The following is a 20935-nucleotide window of genomic DNA, read 5'->3' on the forward strand; positions in this document are numbered from 1 at the left end:
GGTAGAAATCTACCGCCTTTTCTTTATGAGCGAATAAGCTTTTTACGGTCGAGCAGGGCATGGGTGACAGGATCGTAATAGCGGCTGGGCCAGATCTCGGCCGGATGGATGTTCAGGGCATTGGCGATAATCCATTCGCCTTTAGGCCACGGCCTGAACAGCGCGTTAGCAAGCGTGGACGAGCTTAATCCGGCCTCTCGTGATACCTCGGCCAGCGTGGTGCCTTTCTTTTTCAGACCTGCAATAATATCCGCGTTATGCCAGTCCGCTTTCTTCTCTAGCATCTGCTTTTTCCTCCATGGACGCATCGCTATTTCTGGAAACATCAGGACGCAACATTGCCGTCTCTACGGCAGGGATTGCGAACATGATGTGAATATTTAAGGCGTTAGCCTTTAAATATCGCAGTCAGATTTATAACAATAATCGCTAAGATATTTCCAATAAAATTTAAGCAGCGTTTTGTTTTTGAGGCGTAATGCGCAAAAGTTACGTAACAGCGTGATGCATTACATTACAAAAAGGGATCCAGGAGGCGTTGTACAGAAGGGAAAAAGCGCGGCTGACCGCGCTCAGGGATTAAAATTCGCGCTGCACCGACATATGCGCCAGCGCTTCCAGCGCGCTGCGCCACGGCGATTCCGGTAGGGCATTCAGACAGGCGATGGCCTTGTCTGCTTCGCGTTCTGCCGATTCCCGTGTCCAGGCCAGCGAGCCGCACTGTTGCATGGTTTCCAGTACGGGTTCCAGCAGATGGCGACCGTTACCTTGCTCAATCGCGCTGCGGATCATCGCTGCCTGCTCCGGCGTGCCGTTACGCATGGCGTGCAGCAGCGGTAAGGTTGGTTTGCCTTCGCTAAGGTCGTCACCAACGTTTTTACCCAGCGTTTTACCGTCGGCGCTGTAATCAAGAAGATCGTCGATAAGCTGGAAAGCGGTGCCGATATAGCGGCCATAATCCTGCAACGCCTTTTCCTGCTCCGGCGTGGCCTCGGCCAGGATAGCGGAAGATTGGGCGGCGGCTTCAAACAGGCGAGCAGTTTTACTGTAGATCACCCGCATATAGCTCTCTTCGGTAATATCGGGATCGTTACAGTTCATCAGCTGCAGCACTTCGCCTTCCGCTATCACGTTAACCGCTTCCGACATCAGCTCCAGCACGCGCAGCGAACCAATGCTGGTCATCATCTGAAAAGCACGCGTGTAGATAAAATCGCCGACCAGCACGCTGGCCGCATTGCCGAAAGCAGCGTTGGCGGTGGCTTTGCCGCGGCGCATATCCGATTCGTCCACCACGTCATCGTGCAGAAGGGTGGCAGTGTGAATGAATTCTATCAGGGCTGCTACGGTAACATGTTGTTTACCGGAGTAATTCAGCGCGCGCGCGGCCAAAACGGCGATCGTTGGGCGGATGCGTTTGCCTCCACCGCTGATGATGTAGTAACCCAGCTGATTGATGAGGGAAACCTCAGAATTCAACTGCTCGAGTATGGTTGCATTGACGTCCGCCATGTCCTGCGCGGTGAGTTCGTTTATCTGTTCTAAGTTCATCAGTCTTTTCAGCTATTGCCCACTTTGCGGCTATGATAAGCGTCTTTACCCGTGCCTGCGGCATGTAATGTATAACAGATTGTACTTGAAAATGGCGACTGTGAAACATTTGGCTGTGCTTTGCGTTTTTTTTCTGCAATACCCGCTACCTGGCACTTGTCATCGCGTGGGAAGTTGCGTAGAATTCGCGCCCTATTGTGAATATTTATAGCGCAGCCTGAACTCAAGACGGCAAGCGCGAGAGCGGAGTTTATATGTACGCGGTTTTCCAAAGTGGTGGTAAACAACACCGAGTGAGCGAAGGTCAGACCGTTCGCCTGGAAAAGCTGGACATCGCAACCGGCGAAACGATTGAATTCGACCAGGTTCTGATGATTGCCAACGGCGAAGAAGTAACGATCGGCGCACCTTTAGTTTCAGGCGGCGTGATCAAAGCAGAAATTATTGCTCACGGTCGTGGCGACAAAATTAAGATTGTTAAGTTTCGTCGTCGTAAACACTACCGTAAGCAGCAGGGTCACCGTCAGTGGTTCACTGATGTGAAGATCACTGGCATCAGCGCCTAAGAGGAGATCTGACAAATGGCACATAAAAAGGCTGGCGGTTCCACTCGAAATGGCCGCGATTCCAACGCAAAACGCCTGGGCGTTAAGCGTTTCGGTGGCGAAAGCGTTCTGGCAGGTAGCATCATCGTTCGTCAGCGTGGCACCAAATTCCACGCGGGCACCAACGTAGGCTGCGGCCGTGACCACACCCTGTTTGCTACGGCAAACGGCAAGGTCCTGTTTGAAGTGAAAGGCCCGAACAACCGTAAATACATCAGCATCGTTGCTGAGTAAGGTTTTCGTGCCTGAAGGCGGTACCTGATACCGCTTTCAGCAGCGAATCAAAAAGCCCCGCTATGATTGCGGGGCTTTTTACATTCTGCATCTGGCGCGCCAATCAGGTTGCCAGTAAAACCCTTTGCTGTACACTTTGTATTCAGCTGCATGATGTCTTAAGGCGGATCCCCTGTCTGGAAATGACGCGAGGGCTGCGCCCCCGGACAGCCGTCATAAGGCCTGCGAGCCACGACGGATCATCCTGCCAGCAGCGGGCAAATGATTTACGGAGAAGTAACATGAAGTTTGTTGATGAAGCGACGATCCTCGTTGCTGCGGGTGATGGCGGCAATGGCTGCGTCAGTTTCCGTCGTGAGAAATATATTCCCAGAGGCGGCCCGGACGGCGGCGATGGTGGTGATGGCGGCGACGTCTATATGCAGGCCGACGAGAACCTGAACACCCTTATCGATTATCGCTTTGAAAAATCTTTCCGTGCCGAGCGCGGGCAGAACGGCCAGAGCCGTGACTGCACCGGTAAACGCGGTAAAGACATTATTATTAAAGTGCCGGTCGGCACCCGTATCATCGATCAGGGCACTGGCGAAACGCTGGGCGATATGATGAAGCACGGTCAGCTGCAAATGGTCGCGAAAGGCGGCTGGCACGGCCTGGGGAACACCCGCTTTAAATCTTCCGTTAACCGTACGCCTCGTCAGAAAACGATGGGAACGCCGGGCGAGAAGCGCGATCTGCAGCTGGAGCTGATGCTGCTGGCCGACGTCGGAATGCTGGGCCTGCCGAACGCGGGTAAATCCACCTTTATCCGCGCCGTTTCCGCCGCGAAGCCTAAAGTAGCCGACTATCCGTTTACCACCCTGGTACCTAGCCTGGGCGTGGTGCGTATGGACAGCGAGCAAAGCTTTGTGATCGCCGACATTCCGGGCCTGATTGAAGGCGCTTCTGACGGCGCAGGTCTGGGTATTCGTTTCCTTAAGCACCTTGAGCGCTGCCGCGTGCTGCTGCACACCATCGACCTGGCGCCAATTGATGAAACCGATCCGGTAGAAAACGCCCGCATCATTCTGGGCGAGCTGGAAAAATACAGCGAGAAGCTTTTTAATAAGCCTCGCTGGCTGGTTTTCAACAAGGTCGACCTGCTGGATCAGGAAGAAGCGGAATCCCGTGCGAAATCCATTGCCGATGCGCTGGGCTGGACGGATAAATACTATCTGATTTCTGCCGCCAACCGCGTTGGCGTAACGCCGCTTTGCTGGGACGTGATGTCCTTCCTGAACGCCAATCCAAAAGAGGCGGAAGTGGAAGAGAAGCAGCCGGAAAAAGTGGAGTTCATGTGGGACGACTATCATCGCCAGCAGCTGGAAGAAGCTGAAACGGCGGTGGAAGAAGACGATGACTGGGATGACGACTGGGATGACGAAGACGACGAAGGCGTCGAAATCATCTACCAGCGTTAATCCCTGAAGGGCGCCAATCGGCGCCCTTTCTGTTATGGGAACCGCACGGAGTACCGATGGCAGCCTCACTGAGCAGGAACCCAGCTTCATGAGCGTTGACCTTCGCAGCAGTAATTATTTCTTCCCGCTAATAAAGATAATCATTATCATCTGCTCTATCCGATCCTTCGCGAAGCCCCGCGCTTTGCCCCGTCTAAATGAGTTGATCCATGCGCACTCCCATCCAAATGTTTCCCCTGATAATTTTTGCTCTCTCGCTGCTGTCGAGCGGTGCAGCGCGTGCCGAAGAAGGCTGGCCACGGCATATCACCAGCGTTAAGGGCGAAATGGTGCTAAAGAAGCAGCCTGAACGGATTGTCTCTACCAGCGTGACGCTGACCGGCTCGCTGCTGGCGATAGACGCGCCGGTTATCGCCAGCGGTGCCACCATGCCAGGCCATCGTATCGCCGACGGCCAGGGATTTTTCCGTCAGTGGGGGAACGTGGCGGCGGCGAAGGGCGTTAAGCGCCTTTACAGCGGCGAACCTAACCTTGAAGCGATTGCCGCAGAAAATCCGGATCTGATTATCGTCAGCGCGACGGGAAACGACTCCGCGCTGCCGTTTTACGATCGTCTGGCCGCGCTGGCGCCGACGCTGGTCGTTAACTACGACGATAAAAGCTGGCAGGAAGTAGAGCGCGTGCTGGCGCAGGCCACAGGTAAAGAAACCGAGGCGGAGGCATCGATTCAACGCTACGCGCAGCGGGAGAAAGAGGTCAAAGCGAAGCTGCAACTGCCGCCGCAGCCCGTTTCCGCGCTGGTTTATAATCCTCATATCCATCTGGTCAATCTCTGGACGCCGGAATCTGCCCAGGGAAAACTACTGGGATCGCTGGGCTTTACCCTGGCTGAGCCGACGGCCGTGGTACGTCAGGCCAGCCAGCGCCTTAAGCGTCGGGATATTATTCCCATAAGCGGAGAAAATCTGGTCACCGGCCTGACGGGGCGGTCCGTGCTGATGTTTGCCGCAGGTGATAAAGAGCAGGCGGCGCTGCTGGCCGAGCCGCTGGTCGCCAACTCCCCGGCGGTAAAAAACAAGCAGGTTTATGCGCTGGGCGAAGACAGCTTCCGGCTGGACTACTACAGCGCCAACAATGTCCTGACCCGCCTGGAACAGCTGTTTTCCGGCAAATAGTTTTTCATGCCTTCGCGTCCGCGAAGGCATCCGCTCTCCGCTGCGTTTTCCTGCCTGCTCACAAAATCATCACGCTAATAAGAATACGACAAACAATCGAATTGATAATTGTTTGCATTTGAAATAATGTATGGCCGCCTGGTCAGAGACGCCCGTGCGTACCGCAAACCAGGCGTGGGCGGACAGCAACGCCTGTTTATTTATCTACTTGCCTCTGTAGAGACTGGCGGAGGCGGATCTACAGGGAATGAGAACGTTGAACACATTATCAAGACTCTCACTGGCAATTTTGCTTGGCCTGGGCGCAATGGCAGGCGCAACGGCGGACGATAGCACCCAAACTAACGCTGAAGCAGGGGCGCCCGCGGCGGCGGCCTCCGGCGAACATGTCGATGCGGAAGGCGGCACCCTGATGGTCACGGCGGAGCAGCAGAACTTGCAGGCGCCGGGCGTATCCACCATCACCGCCGACGAAATCAAAAAACGTCCGCCTTCACGCGATCTTTCTGAAATCATCCGTACCATGCCGGGCGTTAACCTTACCGGCAACTCCACCAGCGGCCAGCGCGGCAATAATCGTCAGATCGACATTCGCGGTATGGGGCCAGAAAATACGCTGATCCTGATCGACGGAATGCCGGTCGCCAGCCGCAACTCGGTACGTCTGGGCTGGCGCGGCGAACGCGACACGCGTGGCGATACCAACTGGGTGCCGCCAGAAATGGTTGACCATATCGAAGTGATCCGCGGCCCGGCGGCGGCACGCTATGGCAACGGCGCGGCGGGCGGCGTGGTGAATATCATCACCAAACAGACCGGCAACGAGTGGCACGGCAGCTGGAACACCTACCTGAATATGCCGGAGCATAAATCCGAAGGCTCCACCAAACGCTCTAACTTCTCTTTGAGCGGCCCGATGGGCGATGATGTCAGCTTCTCGCTGTGGGGCAACCTGAGCAAGACGCAGGCGGACGCGCAGTTTATTAACGAAGGTCATCAGTCGCTGCGCACCGGCACCTATGCCGATACCGTTCCGGCGGGACGCGAAGGCGTAGTCAACAAAGATATTCACGGCAAGCTGCGCTGGGAGTTTGCGACCAATCAGAACCTGGAGTTCAGCGCGGGCTACAGCCGTCAGGGTAATCTCTATGCAGGCGATACCCAAAACACCAATACCAGCGCGCTGGTGAAGAGCAAATACGGCGACGAAACCAACCGCCTTTATCGTCAGGACTATGCGGTCACCTGGACCGGCGTCTGGGATAATGGCGTCAGCACGCGCAGCTATGCTCAGTATGAGAATACGCGCAACTCGCGGATGAACGAAGGACTGGCAGGCGGTACGGAAGGGATCTTCTCAGACAGCGGGTTCTCCACTATCGAGCTCAACGACGTGCTGCTGCACAGCGAAGTCAGCGTGCCCTTTGAGTTTCTGGTTAACCAGACCGCGACGTTTGGCGCCGAATGGAACCAGCAGCATATGAAGGATGGCGCCTCTAATACTCAGGCGCTCTCTGGCGGCGCTATCGACGGCATCAGCAGCAGCAACCGCAGCCCTTACTCCTCGGCAGAAATCTTCTCGCTGTTTGCGGAAGACAATATGGAACTGACCGACAGCACCACGCTGGTGCCGGGGCTGCGCTTCGATCATCACAGCATCGTCGGCAATAACTGGAGCCCGTCGCTGAATCTTTCGCAGATCCTGGCGGACGACTTTACGCTGAAGCTGGGGATCGCCAGAGCCTATAAAGCGCCGAGCCTCTACCAAACCAACCCGAACTACGTGCTTTACAGCCGTGGTCAGGGCTGTGCCGACAGCGCCGGCGCCTGCTACCTGATGGGTAACGACGACCTTAAAGCCGAAACCAGCATCAATAAAGAAGTGGGCGTGGAGTATAAGCATGAGGGCTATCAGGCCGGTTTGACCTGGTTCCGCAACGACTACCGCGACAAGATCGAATCGGGTTACGTGCCGACAGGCTCTACCGGCAGCACCGACATTTACAAATGGGAAAACGTGCCAAAAGCCGTGGTGGAAGGGCTGGAAGGAACGGTGAACCTGCCGGTGACGGAAGCCATCAGCTGGAACAATAACCTGACCTATATGCTGCAAAGCAAAAACAAAACCACGGGCGATCGCCTGTCTGTTATCCCGGAATATACGCTGAATTCGACGCTTTCCTGGCAGGCGACGCAGGATCTGTCGCTGCAAACCACCTTTACCTGGTACGGTCGGCAGACGCCGAAGAAGTATAACTACAAGGGAGAAGCGGTAAGCGGAACAGAAAAATCCACGGTCAGCCCGTATTCCATTTTGGGACTTAGCGGCACCTATGATGTGAATAAGTACGCCAGCGTGACCGTCGGTATCGATAACCTGTTCGATAAGCGTCATTTCCGCGAGGGCAATGCGCAAACCACGGGTAATTCGACGACCGGCGCCTATATGTATGGCGCAGGCGCCAATACCTTTAACGAGTCAGGCAGGACTTATTATATGAGTCTGAATACGCATTTTTGATAAAAAGGGCGGGAGATAATCCCGCCCTTAATCTTAATAATTCTGATAAATATCTTTATAAAGGCGGCTTTCAAAGCGAACCAGCGGAATGCGACGCTGCTTGAAATTCTGCGGCGGCACCGCATAGCCCGAAAGATATTGCACAAAGGCCACCCGCTTGCCGCTGGCGGTGGTAATAAAGCCCGCCAGGTTATACACGCCCTGTAACGATCCCGTTTTCGCCGAGACTTTGCCGTCCACGCCCGCCTCATGCAGACCGCCGCGATAGCGCAGCGTACCGTCGTAGCCTGCCAGCGGCAGCATAGAAATATAGTTCAGCTGCTGATCGTTTTGCGCAATGTATTGCAGCACCTGCATCATGGTATCGGGCGAAATCAGGTCGTGACGTGACAGGCCGGAACCATCCACCTGAATGCTGTTGCCCATATCGATATTGGCTTTTTGCCGCAGGATCTGACGGATAGCATCAGAACCGGCTCGCCACGTGCCGGGAACGCCAAAACGCTCATGACCAATGGTGCGGAACACCGTATCGGCAATCATGTTGTCCGACTTCTTCAGCATAATCTTCAGCAGATCGTGCAGCGGCGCGGACTGCGTCTCAGCCAGTACGGTGGCCGGCGGCGTCGCCAGCGTCTGCCGCACCAGATGCCCGGAATAGTCGATACCGGCCTGTTGCAGTTCTCCTTTCAGGATCGCACCGGCGTAGCTGGCACCATCCTGAATAGCAAAGGCCAGCGGCAGAGGTTCAGCGCGCTGGCTCATGCAGCCGGTCAGCGTAAAGCGGTTCAGCTCGCCAGGCACCACGTCCAGCTCACAATATTGCGCTTCCGACGAACCGCGCGCCAGCGTGCGTACCTGGCTGAACATATTGACCGGATAGAACGAAGCCACGCGAATAAAGGCTTTTTCGCCCGGCGTCTGCGCGCTGTAGAGCGAAACGGAGAAACAGTTACGATCCACGATAGCGGCTGCGGGCGGCGCGCTGAAGCACTGCGTCATATCGTTCCACGGCCAGCCCGGCGCTTTATCATGGCTGGCGAACACCGAGGTGTCGATCACCAGGTTACCCTGAATATGGTCGACGCCCTGCTTTTTTAAGACGGCAACCATATTGCGCAGATCCTGACGCGTTAACGTCGGATCGCCGCCGAATCGCGCCACAAGGTCGCCTTTTAGCGTCCCGTTGCTGATGGAGCCTTTACTTTCCAGCTGCGTATGAAAACGGTATTCCGGCCCAAGCTGGAGCAGGGCGGCCAGCGCGGTAATGACTTTCATCGTACTGGCGGGCAGCGCCATCTGCTTGCTGTGATAATCAATAGAAGGCGTATCCGCGCCGACTTTTTGCACAATCAGCGCCAGATTCGCGCCATCGGGCAGATACTGCATATAGTCTTCGACCGTGGCCGCGTTGGCATTCAGCATAAATGCGCAAGCTAAGCCGGTAACAATTCGTGAAAATCGCATAATCTCGCGTTTACTGGCAGGTGATGTTGCCATACTACGGTGCATCATGGTGGAAAGTAAACGATGACCCATAGGGAACTCTGGGGTAAAATACGTATCAAAATGCAAAACCACCAGGCCCTGGGTTTCCTCCGGGCCAGGTTTCTTTCGTTTGTAAATCAGTGGCAAGCGCCGCAGAACGCTTTTTCTGCACTTACCTGTCAGGATGACGAAAATTTTGCACAGGATCAGTTGACGAGGTATTGAGATGAATCAGATTCCGATGACGCTAAGGGGCGCCGAGAGACTGCGCGAAGAGCTTGAAGAGCTGAAAACCGTTAAACGCCCCAGAATTATTGCCTCTATCGCGGAAGCACGCGAGCATGGCGACCTGAAAGAAAATGCAGAGTACCACGCCGCACGCGAAGAGCAGGGCTTCTGTGAAGGTCGTATTCAGGAAATCGAAGCCAAGCTGTCCAACGCTCAGGTGATTGACGTCACTAAAATGAATGCGAATGGTCGCGTGATCTTTGGTGCTACCGTTACCGTATTGAACGTGGACACGGATGAGGAGTCGACCTACCGTATCGTGGGCGATGACGAAGCGGACTTTAAACAAAATCTGATTTCTGTTAACTCGCCGATGGCGCGCGGTTTGATCGGCAAAGAAGTGGATGATGTGGCCATCATCAAAACGCCGGGCGGCGACGTTGAGTATGAAATTCTGAAAATAGAGTATATCTGATTTACTCTTAAGCTATTTTTCAGACATAGTGTAAAGAAAAGAAAAAGGCCGCTTTGCGGCCTTTTCCTGACATCACGAGCGTGTCACTTTCTTCTGCGGCTAGCTTTTAGCGAGGAAGAGCGATTTTACGTTCCTTCGTCGGACGGTACAGCACCAGCGTCTTGCCGATAACCTGCACGTTTGCGGCTTTGGTTTCGCGCACGATAGCCTCTACCACCAGGGTTTTTGTCTCACGGTCTTCCGTCGCGATTTTTACCTTGATGAGCTCATGGTGCTCCAGTGCCTGTTCGATTTCGGCCAGCACCCCTTCGGTCAGACCGTTGTTGCCTAACATCACGACAGGCTTCAGCGGATGGGCCAGTCCTTTCAGGTGCTGTTTTTGTTTGGTACTCAGATTCATCGTATTTTTTACTTACATTGGGATTGAAAACGGGTCATTCTACCGCCATCTCGGGTATATCACCAAATCGGCATGCTGATTTGTGCGGTTTATTTATCGCATACGTTGAATCATAGTTGGAAATTGTATGACTGGTAAAAAGCGTTCGGCCAGTTCCAGCCGCTGGCTACAGGAACACTTTAGCGATAAATATGTGCTGCAGGCGCAGAAAAAAGGGCTGCGTTCGCGCGCCTGGTTTAAACTTGATGAAATACAGCAGGGTGACAAGCTGTTTAAGCCGGGGATGACGGTTGTCGATCTCGGTGCGGCGCCAGGCGGATGGTCTCAGTATGTGGTGACGCAAATTGGATCAAAAGGTCGCGTGATTGCCTGTGATATCCTGCCGATGGATCCTATCGTCGGCGTCGATTTCCTTCAGGGCGATTTTCGTGATGAACTGGTGCTGAAAGCGCTTATGGATCGCGTTGGCGATACCAAAGTGCAGGTAGTAATGTCCGATATGGCGCCCAACATGACGGGAACGCCGGCGGTAGATATTCCAAGGTCAATGTATCTGGTTGAGCTTGCGCTGGAGATGTGCCGGGACGTTCTGGCACCCGGCGGCAGTTTTTTAGTGAAGGTGTTTCAGGGAGATGGCTTTGAAGATTACCTCCGGGAAATTCGCTCCCTGTTTACGAAAGTGAAAATTCGTAAGCCGGACGCTTCACGTTCTCGTTCACGTGAAGTGTACATTGTAGCGACAGGGCGCAAACTATAGTACCCTACGCTGTCTGTTAACACAGTTGTAATAAGAGGTTAATCCCTTGAGTGACATGGCGAAAAACCTGATTCTCTGGCTAGTCATCGCAGTCGTGCTGATGTCGGTCTTCCAGAGCTTTGGGCCCAGCGAGTCAAATGGCCGTAGGGTTGATTACTCAACCTTCCTGTCGGAAGTGAACCAGGATCAGGTCCGCGAGGCACGTATTAACGGGCGTGAAATCAACGTTGTCAAAAAAGACAGCAACAAATACACCACCTACATCCCCGTCAACGATCCTAAGTTGCTCGATAACCTGTTGACCAAAAATGTCAAAGTGGTAGGCGAACCGCCTGAAGAGCCAAGCCTGCTGGCTTCCATCTTCATTTCATGGTTCCCGATGCTGCTATTGATCGGCGTGTGGATTTTCTTTATGCGTCAGATGCAGGGCGGCGGCGGCAAGGGCGCGATGTCCTTCGGCAAAAGCAAAGCCCGTATGCTGACGGAAGATCAGATCAAGACGACGTTTTCGGACGTTGCAGGCTGTGACGAAGCGAAAGAGGAAGTCGCCGAGCTGGTGGAATACCTGCGCGAGCCGAGCCGTTTCCAGAAGCTGGGCGGTAAAATTCCAAAAGGCGTGCTGATGGTCGGTCCTCCGGGTACCGGTAAAACCCTGCTGGCGAAAGCCATCGCGGGTGAAGCGAAAGTGCCTTTCTTTACTATCTCCGGTTCTGACTTCGTTGAAATGTTTGTCGGCGTGGGCGCATCCCGCGTACGCGATATGTTTGAACAAGCCAAGAAGGCGGCGCCGTGCATCATCTTTATCGATGAGATCGATGCGGTAGGTCGTCAGCGCGGCGCGGGTCTGGGCGGTGGTCACGATGAACGTGAGCAAACGCTGAACCAGATGCTGGTTGAGATGGACGGCTTTGAAGGCAACGAAGGCATTATCGTCATCGCGGCAACTAACCGTCCTGACGTGCTTGACCCTGCGCTGCTGCGTCCGGGCCGTTTCGACCGTCAGGTTGTGGTCGGTCTGCCAGACGTGCGTGGCCGTGAGCAGATCCTGAAAGTGCATATGCGTCGCGTGCCGCTGGCTACCGACATTGATGCGCTGGTTATCGCACGCGGTACGCCGGGCTTCTCCGGTGCCGATCTGGCGAACCTGGTGAACGAAGCCGCTCTGTTTGCCGCCCGCGGCAACAAGCGCGTGGTTTCAATGGTTGAGTTCGAGAAAGCGAAAGACAAAATCATGATGGGTGCGGAACGTCGCTCCATGGTGATGACGGAAGCGCAGAAAGAATCTACCGCTTATCACGAAGCGGGCCATGCCATTATCGGCCGTCTGGTGCCAGAACACGATCCGGTACACAAAGTCACGATTATTCCACGTGGCCGTGCGCTGGGCGTGACCTTCTTCCTGCCGGAAGGCGATGCTATCAGCGCCAGCCGTCAGAAGCTGGAAAGCCAGATCTCCACGCTTTACGGCGGCCGCCTGGCGGAAGAGATCATCTATGGCGTAGAGCATGTGTCTACCGGCGCGTCTAACGACATCAAAGTAGCGACCTCCATTGCACGTAACATGGTTACGCAATGGGGCTTCTCCGAGAAGCTGGGTCCGCTGCTTTATGCGGAAGAAGAGGGCGAAGTGTTCCTGGGACGTTCCGTCGCGAAAGCGAAGCATATGTCTGATGAAACGGCACGCATTATCGATCAGGAAGTGAAAGCGCTGATCGAAGGCAACTACCAGCGCGCCCGCCGTATCCTGAACGAGAATATGGACATCCTTCACGCGATGAAAGACGCGCTGATGAAGTATGAAACCATTGATGCGCCTCAGATCGACGACCTGATGGCTCGCCGCGAAGTGCGTCCGCCAGCCGGTTGGGAAGATCCGGGCAGCAGCAGCTCTGACAACGGTACGCCTAAGGCGCCGCGTCCGGTCGACGAACCGCGTACGCCAAACCCTGGTAACACCATGTAAGCGTGACCGAGCAACAACAAACCCCGGCGATGACCGGGGTTTTTTTTTATGATTATCTCACCACACTGAAGGAGAACCGCCGCCATGAAGCTTCACGCCCGAGATTCCGTGCTCGATATGACTCATCCTCACGTTATGGGCATTCTGAACGTGACGCCGGACTCTTTTTCGGACGGCGGCAAGCATAACGATTTAGTGCAGGCCCTGACGCACGCTAACGGCATGATTAACGCTGGCGCGACCATCATTGATATCGGCGGCGAATCTACGCGTCCTGGAGCGGATGAGGTCAGCGTTGAACAGGAGCTGGCGCGCGTTATCCCCGTTGTGGAAGCTATCTCGCAGCGCTTTGAGGTATGGATCTCTGTGGATACCTCCAGCCCGGAGGTTATCCGGGAAGCCGCAAAGGCTGGCGCGCATATCATTAACGATATCCGCTCCCTGCAGAAACCCGGCGCGCTGGAAGCGGCGGCAGAGACGGGGCTGCCGGTCTGCCTGATGCATATGCAGGGCGATCCTAAAACGATGCAGCAGTCCCCTCAGTATCGTCATTTGTTGCAGGAAGTGGACGCCTTTTTCGTGGAGCAGATCGCTCGCTGCGAGGCGGCGGGGATCAAAAAAACGCAGCTGCTGCTCGATCCGGGATTCGGTTTCGGTAAGAATCTCTCCCACAATTACCAACTGTTAGCGCACCTGGCCGATTTTCACCGCTTTGGGCTGCCGCTGCTGGTCGGCATGTCACGCAAAAGTATGATTGGGCAGCTGTTGAACGTCGGGCCGACGCAGCGGCTGACGGGCAGCCTGGCCTGCGCGGTTATTGCCGCTATGCAGGGCGCGCATATTTTGCGCGTTCACGATGTTAAAGAAACCGTTGAGGCGATGCGCGTCGTCGAGGCGACACTGTCAGCGAAGGAAAAGTAGCATGAGCAACCGTAAATATTTTGGTACAGATGGCATTCGTGGCAAGGTCGGCGAAACGCCGATTACCCCAGACTTCGTTCTGAAGCTGGGCTGGGCGGCAGGCAAAGTGCTGGCGCGCAACGGCTCAAAAAAAATTATTATTGGTAAGGACACGCGTATTTCCGGCTACATGCTGGAATCCGCGCTGGAAGCAGGCCTGGCGGCGGCAGGTTTGTCAGCCGCTTTTACCGGCCCAATGCCGACACCCGCTATCGCCTATTTGACCCGCACTTTCCGCGCGGAAGCGGGTATTGTGATTTCCGCGTCGCATAACCCTTTCGACGACAACGGCATCAAATTCTTTTCGATCGACGGCACCAAGCTGCCGGATGAGGTCGAAGAAGCGATTGAAGCGGAAATGGAAAAGCCCATTACCTGCGTTGACTCTGCCGAGCTGGGACGCGCCAGCCGTATTGTGGATGCCGCAGGCCGCTATATCGAATTCTGTAAAGGCACCTTCCCCAGCGAGCTGAGCCTGAACGGCCTGAAAATCGTGGTGGACTGCGCCAACGGCGCCACCTATCACATTGCGCCAAACGTGCTGCGCGAGCTGGGGGCGGAAGTGATTACCCTTGGCGTCAATCCGGACGGAATGAACATCAACAAGGAATGCGGCGCAACCGATCTTCGCCAGCTGCAGGCTCGCGTACTGGCTGAAAAAGCCGATATCGGGCTGGCCTATGACGGCGACGGCGACCGTATCATGATGGTCGATCACCTGGGTGAAAAGGTCGACGGCGATCAGATCCTCTATATCGTGGCTCGCGAAGGCTTGCGCCAGGGCCAGCTGCGCGGCGGCGTGGTAGGCACGCTGATGAGCAATATGGGGCTTGAGCTGGCGCTGAAACAGCTGGGCATTCCTTTCGCCAGGGCGAAAGTGGGCGACCGCTACGTGCTGGAGAAGCTGCAGGAGAAAGGCTGGCGGCTGGGCGCGGAAAACTCCGGTCACGTTATCCTGCTGGACAAGACCACTACCGGCGACGGCATTGTGGCAGGTTTGCAGGTACTCACTGCCATGGTACGCAACCATATGAGCCTGCACGACCTGTGCAGCGGCATGAAGCTGCTGCCGCAGATCCTGGTGAACGTGCGCTTTAGCGGCGCAACCGATCCGCTGGAAGATGCGCAGGTGAAAGCGGTGACGGCCGAAGCGGAAAAAGAACTGAAAGGGCGTGGTCGCGTCCTGCTGCGTAAATCGGGCACCGAGCCGCTGATCCGCGTGATGGTGGAAGGCGAAGACGAAGCGCAGGTCACGTCGCTGGCACACCGCATTGCCGATGCGGTCAAGGCTGTCTGAGGCAAATAATAACCGGGCCGGGCACGACAGGGTGCCCGGCTGAAAGCGTCGTAGCCGTGTGATAGTTGGCGCTTTTTTCAGCTTTGTCGTCGCTTTTGCCGCTTTTTTCTGCAATTGACGTGGCCGTGCTAAATTGCCCTTGCGCAATCAGGCCGCTTTGGTTAGTATTCACACCCGCTTCTGATGGGTAGCGACAACGCTATCTGCTCACTGGTTTTGAAGCTTAAATGCGCGATAACGCGCAAGGAAACAGGTTGATTATGTACGAAGCTCTTTTGGTAGTTTTCCTTATTGTGGCAATCGGCCTTGTAGGTCTGATCATGCTGCAGCAAGGTAAAGGCGCTGATATGGGCGCATCGTTCGGTGCAGGTTCTTCAGCAACGCTGTTCGGCTCTAACGGTTCTGGCAACTTTATGACCCGTATGACCGCAGTGCTGGCGACGCTGTTCTTTGTAATCAGTCTGATCCTGGGCAACCTGAACAGCAACAAAACGCAGAAAGGAAGCGAGTGGGAAAATCTGTCTCAGCCTGCACAGCAGCAGAGTCAGCCAGCGAAACCGGCCGCGCCGGGTAGCGATATCCCACAGTAAGCTGTAAATTTCGACGCGACAGAAAAGAAAAAGTCGCAACCTTTTAGTGCCGTGGTGGTGGAATTGGTAGACACGCTACCTTGAGGTGGTAGTGCCCGCATGGGCTTACGGGTTCAAGTCCCGTCCTCGGTACCAAATCTCAGTTTTGCTTGCATTTTATGCAAGATCGGCGTAGTATTTGCCACGTTTTCGGACGCGGGGTGGAGCAGCCTGGTAGCTCGTCGGGCTCATAACCCGAAGGTCGTCGGTTCAAATCCGGCCCCCGCAACCACTTTCCCTTAGAGTTCTTTTTCAAATATACTGTATGCATTGCACGGCGCTAACAGCGAATTTTGAAAAAAATTCTATGGATTGTGCCGAACCGCCATTTATGGCGTACAGGGTCCAGTCGCATAAAGCCCCGATTTATCGGGGTTTTTTGTTATCAGGAAACAGCATACTGGGCTATTAAGCCCTTTTTTTATGTCTTGGGGGTGGGATTGTCCACATTAGAGCAAAAATTAACAGAGCTGATTACGGCACCGGTAGAAGCGCTGGGCTACGAGCTGGTTGGCATTGAGTTCGTTCGCGGTCGCACATCTACGCTGCGCATCTATATTGATAGTGAAGATGGCATCAATGTTGATGATTGTGCTGATGTCAGCCACCAGGTCAGCGCGGTGTTTGATGTTGAAGATCCCATCACCGTGGCTTATAACCTTGAAGTCTCCTCGCCAGGCCTTGAGCGCCCACTCTTTACCGCAGAGCACTACGCGCGATTCACCGGCGAGGAAGTAAGCCTGGTGCTGCGTATGGCCGTACAGAACCGCCGCAAGTGGCAGGGAATCATTAAATCCGTAGATGGTGAAATGGTAACCGTTGCCGTTGAGGGTAACGACGAAGTGTTCGCGCTGAGTAACATCCAGAAGGCGAACCTGGTTCCCCACTTTTAAAAGTCCGGATTGAGGCATACCAGGATGAACAAAGAAATCTTAGCTGTAGTCGAGGCAGTATCGAACGAGAAATCCCTCCCGCGCGAGAAGATTTTCGAAGCGCTGGAGAGCGCGCTGTCCACGGCTACCAAGAAAAAGTACGAGCAGGAAATCGACGTCCGCGTCAGCATCGATCGCAAAAGCGGCGATTTTGACACGTTTCGCCGCTGGGTCATTGTTGACGAAGTCACCATGCCAACGCGTGAAATCACCCTGGATGCCGCGCGATTCGAAGACGAATCGCTGAATCTGGGCGATTATGTTGAAGATCAGATCGAATCTGTCACCTTTGACCGTATCACCACGCAGACGGCAAAACAGGTTATCGTGCAGAAAGTGCGCGAGGCAGAACGCGCGATGGTCGTTGACCAGTTCCGCGAGCAGGAAGGTGAGATCATCACCGGCGTCGTGAAGAAAGTGAACCGCGACAACATCTCTCTCGAAGTGCGCCCAACCGATGGTTCTAATACCAATGCGGAAGCGGTAATCATTCGTGAAGATATGCTGCCGCGTGAAAACTTCCGTCCGGGCGACCGCATCCGCGGCGTACTCTATGCAGTACGGCCGGAAGCGCGTGGTGCACAGCTGTTCGTTACGCGCTCCAAACCGGAGATGCTAATCGAACTGTTCCGCATTGAAGTGCCGGAAATTGCTGAAGAAGTGATTGAGATTAAAGCTGCCGCGCGCGATCCAGGCTCCCGTGCCAAGATCGCCGTAAAAACCAACGACAAGCGTATCGACCCGGTCGGCGCCTGCGTGGGTATGCGCGGTGCGCGAGTTCAGGCGGTGTCCAGCGAGCTGGGTGGCGAACGTATTGATATCGTGCTGTGGGATGACAATCCTGCGCAGTTCGTGATCAATGCGATGGCCCCGGCGGACGTCGCCTCTATCGTGGTGGATGAAGATAATCACACCATGGATATCGCCGTAGAAGCCGGAAATCTGGCTCAGGCGATTGGCCGTAACGGCCAAAACGTGCGTCTGGCTTCGCAGCTGAGTGGCTGGGAGCTGAACGTGATGACGGTCGACGATCTGCAGGCCAAGCACCAGGCTGAAGCCCACGCTGCCATCGACGTCTTTACCAAACATCTCGATATTGATGAAGATTTCGCAACCGTGCTGGTTGAAGAAGGCTTCTCTTCTCTGGAAGAGCTGGCATACGTGCCTATCAACGAGCTGTTGGAAATCGACGGTCTGGATGAAGAGACAGTAGAAGCGCTGCGCGATCGTGCGAAAAATGCGTTAACCACCCTTGCTCTGGAAAAAGCCGAGAGTCTGGGCGACAAACAGCCGGCAGAAGATCTGCTGAACCTGGAAGGTCTTGACCGTGAGCTGGCATTTAAGCTGGCAGCGATTGGCGTTTGCACGCTGGAAGATCTTGCCGAGCAGGGTGTTGACGATCTGACAGATATTGAAGGCCTGAACGACGAAAGGGCCGGCGAGCTGATTATGGCTGCACGAAATATCTGCTGGTTCGGCGACGACGCGTAATAAACTGTAGCAGGAAGGAACAGCATGACAGATGTAACTGTAAAATCGCTGGCGGCAGAGATTCAGACACCGGTAGAACGCCTGGTACAGCAATTTGCTGATGCAGGGATCCGCAAGTCTGAAACCGACTCTGTGACCCAGCAGGAAAAAGAGACGCTCCTGACGCACCTGAATCGCGACAACAATGGCGGTTCTGGTAAACTGACCTTACAGCGCAAAACGCGCAGCACCTTGAATATTCCGGGCACCGGCGGTAAAAGTAAATCGGTGCAAATCGAAGTCCGCAAAAAACGCACCTATGTAAAAGGCGATCCTGCAGAAGCCGCTCAGGCAGAAGCAGAAGAGCAGGCACAGCGCGAAGCGGAAGAAATGGCTCGTCGCGAGGCTGAAGAAAAAGCCCAGCGCGAAGCTCAAGAAAAAGCGCAGCGTGAAGCCGAGGAGCAGGCTAAACGTGAGGCGGCAGAGAAAGCCAGGCGTGAAGCAGCGGAAAAAGACAAAGTGAGCAACCAACAAACCGACGATATGACCCGCAATCAACAGTCTGATAAAGCCCGTCGTGAAGCGGAAGCCGCTGAACTGAAGCGTAAAGCTGAAGAAGAAGCGCGTCGCAAGATCGAAGAAGAAGCGAAGCGCGTAGCGGAAGAGGCCCGTAAAATGGCGGAAGAAAAAGGTTCAGAATGGGCGGAAGCGGAGAAAGAAGTGGAAGACACTTCTGACTATCACGTGACCACCTCTACCCACGCCCGTGCGGCAGAAGACGAGAACGATGCGCAGGTTGAAGGCGATCGCCGCACTCGCGCTGCTCGTCCGGCTAAAGCCCCACAGCGTAAGAAAGGCAACAAGCATTCCGAAGCGAAAACCGACCGTGAAGAAGCGCGTGCGCAATTCCGTGGCGGTAAAGGCGGCAAGCGTAAGAGTACGCTGCAGCAGGGCTTCAACAAGCCGGCTCAGGCTGTTAACCGTGACGTGGTTATCGGTGAAACCATCACCGTAGCGGAACTGGCTAACAAGATGGCGGTGAAAGGCTCCCAGGTCATCAAAGCGATGATGAAAATGGGCGCTATGGCCACCATCAACCAGGTTATCGATCAGGAAACTGCCCAGATGGTCGCGGAAGAGATGGGTCACAAAGTGACGCTGCGCCGCGAGAACGAGCTGGAAGAAGCGGTAATGAGCGATCGTGATACCGATGCGGCCATGGAATCCCGTGCGCCGGTCGTGACCATCATGGGCCACGTTGACCACGGTAAAACCTCACTGCTGGACTACATTCGCTCCACTAAAGTCGCCTCTGGCGAAGCGGGCGGCATTACCCAGCACATCGGTGCTTACCACGTCGAAACCGACAACGGTATGGTGACCTTCCTGGATACCCCGGGCCACGCCGCGTTTACCGCAATGCGTGCTCGTGGTGCTCAGGCAACGGATATCGTTATCCTGGTTGTCGCCGCCGATGACGGCGTGATGCCACAGACCATCGAAGCTATCCAGCACGCCAAAGCGGCGAAAGTGCCGGTTGTGGTTGCGGTGAACAAGTGCGATAAGCCAGAAGCCGATCCGGATCGCGTTAAAAACGAACTGACTCAGTACGGTATCATTCCGGAAGAGTGGGGCGGCGAGAACATGTTCGTTAACGTTTCCGCGAAAGCCGGAACCGGTATCGACGACCTGCTGAACGCTATCCTGCTGCAGGCTGAAGTCCTGGAGCTGACCGCTGTTCGTCAGGGTATGGCCAGCGGCGTCGTGATCGAATCCTTCCTGGATAAAGGTCGCGGCCCTGTTGCTACCGTGCTGGTACGTGAAGGTACGCTGAACAAAGGCGATATCGTGCTGTGCGGCTTCGAGTATGGCCGTGTGCGTGCGATGCGTGACGAGCTGGGCCGCGAAGTGCTGACTGCGGGTCCTTCGATCCCGGTCGAAATCCTGGGCCTGTCAGGCGTGCCTGCTGCCGGTGATGAAGCGACCGTGGTGCGTGACGAGAAGAAAGCGCGTGAAGTGGCGCTCTATCGTCAGGGCAAATTCCGTGAAGTTAAGCTGGCGCGTCAGCAGAAATCCAAGCTGGAGAACATGTTTGCTAACATGACCGAAGGCGAAGTTTCCGAGCTGAACATCGTGCTGAAAGCGGACGTACAGGGTTCTGTCGAAGCTATCGCCGACTCGCTGATGAAGCTTTCCACTGACGAAGTGAAAGTGAAAATCGTTGGCTCCGGCGTAGGTGGTATCACCGAGACCGACGCCACGCTGGCTGCGGCTTCCAACGCCATCCTGGTAGGCTTTAACGTTCGTGCCGACGCGTCCGCGCGCCGCGTGATCGATTCAGAAAGCCTGGATCTGCGTTACTACTCCGTCATCTATAACCTGATTGACGAAGTGAAGCAGGCGATGAGCGGTATGCTGGCGCCGGAATACAAGCACCAGATCACCGGCCTGGCCGAAGTGCGTGACGTGTTCAAATCACCTAAGTTTGGCGCGGTTGCCGGCTGTATGGTGACGGAAGGCAACATCAAGCGTCACAACCCAATCCGCGTGCTGCGCGACAACGTGGTTATCTATGAAGGCGAGCTGGAATCCCTGCGCCGCTTCAAGGATGACGTTAACGAAGTCCGTAACGGCATGGAATGTGGTATCGGCGTGAAGAACTACAACGATGTGCGCGTTGGCGATATGATCGAAGTCTTCGAGATCATCGAAATCCAGCGTACCATCGCTTAATGGTTGCCTGACCAACCTGTTCGGGAGGCCTTTGCGCCTCCCGTATTTATTTGGAGA

The 20935-nt window shown here is 55.1% G+C and carries 18 protein-coding genes and 2 tRNA genes; 16 read left to right on the forward strand and 4 right to left on the reverse strand.

The window, feature by feature from the left end; all coding sequences use genetic code 11:
- Positions 1-23 precede the first annotated feature (23 nt).
- Complete coding sequence (locus AB6T85_RS19000; RefSeq protein WP_253457894.1) at positions 24-284, reverse strand: helix-turn-helix domain-containing protein; 261 nt, start codon at positions 282-284, stop codon at positions 24-26.
- A gap of 295 nt (positions 285-579) precedes the next feature.
- Entirely contained in the window at positions 580-1551 is a 972-nt protein-coding gene (gene ispB, locus AB6T85_RS19005) for an octaprenyl diphosphate synthase (RefSeq protein ID WP_253457897.1), read from the reverse strand.
- Positions 1552-1805: 254 nt separating this feature from the next.
- Between ispB and rplU the strand changes: the two genes are divergently transcribed.
- The 5 genes from rplU to AB6T85_RS19030 all read left to right on the forward strand — a co-directional run bounded on the left by rplU (position 1806) and on the right by AB6T85_RS19030 (position 7546).
- Entirely contained in the window at positions 1806-2117 is a 312-nt protein-coding gene (gene rplU / locus AB6T85_RS19010; RefSeq protein WP_125287102.1) for a 50S ribosomal protein L21, read from the forward strand.
- A 15-nt stretch (positions 2118-2132) separates the two neighbouring features.
- Positions 2133-2390: a 50S ribosomal protein L27 gene (gene rpmA / locus AB6T85_RS19015; RefSeq protein WP_012666719.1), complete on the forward strand. Its 258-nt coding sequence runs from the start codon at positions 2133-2135 to the stop codon at positions 2388-2390.
- A 281-nt stretch (positions 2391-2671) separates the two neighbouring features.
- Positions 2672-3850: an Obg family GTPase CgtA gene (cgtA, locus tag AB6T85_RS19020; protein ID WP_301729952.1), complete on the forward strand. Its 1179-nt coding sequence runs from the start codon at positions 2672-2674 to the stop codon at positions 3848-3850.
- Between the two features lie 209 nt (positions 3851-4059).
- The gene (fepB, locus tag AB6T85_RS19025) at positions 4060-5025 is read left to right on the forward strand and encodes a Fe2+-enterobactin ABC transporter substrate-binding protein (RefSeq protein ID WP_253457903.1); all 966 of its coding nucleotides are present in this window, start codon (positions 4060-4062) and stop codon (positions 5023-5025) included.
- Positions 5026-5272: 247 nt separating this feature from the next.
- Positions 5273-7546 carry a TonB-dependent siderophore receptor gene (locus AB6T85_RS19030; protein ID WP_369896367.1) on the forward strand — a complete coding sequence of 758 codons (2274 nt, stop codon included), beginning with the start codon at positions 5273-5275 and terminating at the stop codon, positions 7544-7546.
- Between the two features lie 33 nt (positions 7547-7579).
- On the opposite strand, the gene dacB is transcribed toward AB6T85_RS19030, so the two are convergent.
- Entirely contained in the window at positions 7580-9013 is a 1434-nt protein-coding gene (gene dacB, locus AB6T85_RS19035) for a serine-type D-Ala-D-Ala carboxypeptidase (RefSeq protein WP_301250762.1), read from the reverse strand.
- 247 nt (positions 9014-9260) lie between these two features.
- Between dacB and greA the strand changes: the two genes are divergently transcribed.
- Entirely contained in the window at positions 9261-9737 is a 477-nt protein-coding gene (gene greA, locus AB6T85_RS19040; protein ID WP_125287106.1) for a transcription elongation factor GreA, read from the forward strand.
- Positions 9738-9843: 106 nt separating this feature from the next.
- Here the strand turns inward: greA and yhbY are convergent, their stop codons facing one another.
- Complete coding sequence (yhbY, locus tag AB6T85_RS19045; protein ID WP_125287107.1) at positions 9844-10137, reverse strand: ribosome assembly RNA-binding protein YhbY; 294 nt, start codon at positions 10135-10137, stop codon at positions 9844-9846.
- Between the two features lie 127 nt (positions 10138-10264).
- Between yhbY and rlmE the strand changes: the two genes are divergently transcribed.
- From rlmE to infB, 10 genes are all read left to right on the forward strand, one after another.
- Positions 10265-10894 (forward strand): 23S rRNA (uridine(2552)-2'-O)-methyltransferase RlmE, encoded by a 630-nt coding sequence (gene rlmE, locus AB6T85_RS19050; protein WP_125287108.1) that lies wholly within the window; start codon positions 10265-10267, stop codon positions 10892-10894.
- 55 nt (positions 10895-10949) lie between these two features.
- Positions 10950-12857 (forward strand): ATP-dependent zinc metalloprotease FtsH, encoded by a 1908-nt coding sequence (ftsH, locus tag AB6T85_RS19055; protein WP_253457909.1) that lies wholly within the window; start codon positions 10950-10952, stop codon positions 12855-12857.
- Positions 12858-12941: 84 nt separating this feature from the next.
- Positions 12942-13778 (forward strand): dihydropteroate synthase, encoded by an 837-nt coding sequence (folP, locus tag AB6T85_RS19060; protein ID WP_253457912.1) that lies wholly within the window; start codon positions 12942-12944, stop codon positions 13776-13778.
- Position 13779: 1 nt separating this feature from the next.
- Complete coding sequence (gene glmM / locus AB6T85_RS19065) at positions 13780-15114, forward strand: phosphoglucosamine mutase (RefSeq protein ID WP_253457915.1); 1335 nt, start codon at positions 13780-13782, stop codon at positions 15112-15114.
- A 260-nt stretch (positions 15115-15374) separates the two neighbouring features.
- Positions 15375-15704, forward strand: a complete 330-nt coding sequence (gene secG / locus AB6T85_RS19070; protein ID WP_253457917.1) for a preprotein translocase subunit SecG — start codon at positions 15375-15377, stop codon at positions 15702-15704.
- 48 nt (positions 15705-15752) lie between these two features.
- A tRNA-Leu gene (locus AB6T85_RS19075) sits at positions 15753-15839 on the forward strand.
- Positions 15840-15898: 59 nt separating this feature from the next.
- Positions 15899-15975: transfer RNA gene (locus AB6T85_RS19080), tRNA-Met, on the forward strand.
- A gap of 208 nt (positions 15976-16183) precedes the next feature.
- A complete protein-coding gene (rimP, locus tag AB6T85_RS19085) occupies positions 16184-16636 on the forward strand; it encodes a ribosome maturation factor RimP (RefSeq protein ID WP_148101243.1) in 453 nt (150 codons plus the stop codon).
- A gap of 24 nt (positions 16637-16660) precedes the next feature.
- Positions 16661-18166 carry a transcription termination factor NusA gene (nusA, locus tag AB6T85_RS19090; RefSeq protein ID WP_253457920.1) on the forward strand — a complete coding sequence of 502 codons (1506 nt, stop codon included), beginning with the start codon at positions 16661-16663 and terminating at the stop codon, positions 18164-18166.
- Between the two features lie 24 nt (positions 18167-18190).
- A complete protein-coding gene (gene infB, locus AB6T85_RS19095) occupies positions 18191-20878 on the forward strand; it encodes a translation initiation factor IF-2 (protein ID WP_253457923.1) in 2688 nt (895 codons plus the stop codon).
- Positions 20879-20935: the final 57 nt, after the last annotated feature.

Source organism: Erwinia aeris (assembly GCF_041224955.1).
Lineage (GTDB): Bacteria > Pseudomonadota > Gammaproteobacteria > Enterobacterales > Enterobacteriaceae > Erwinia > Erwinia aeris.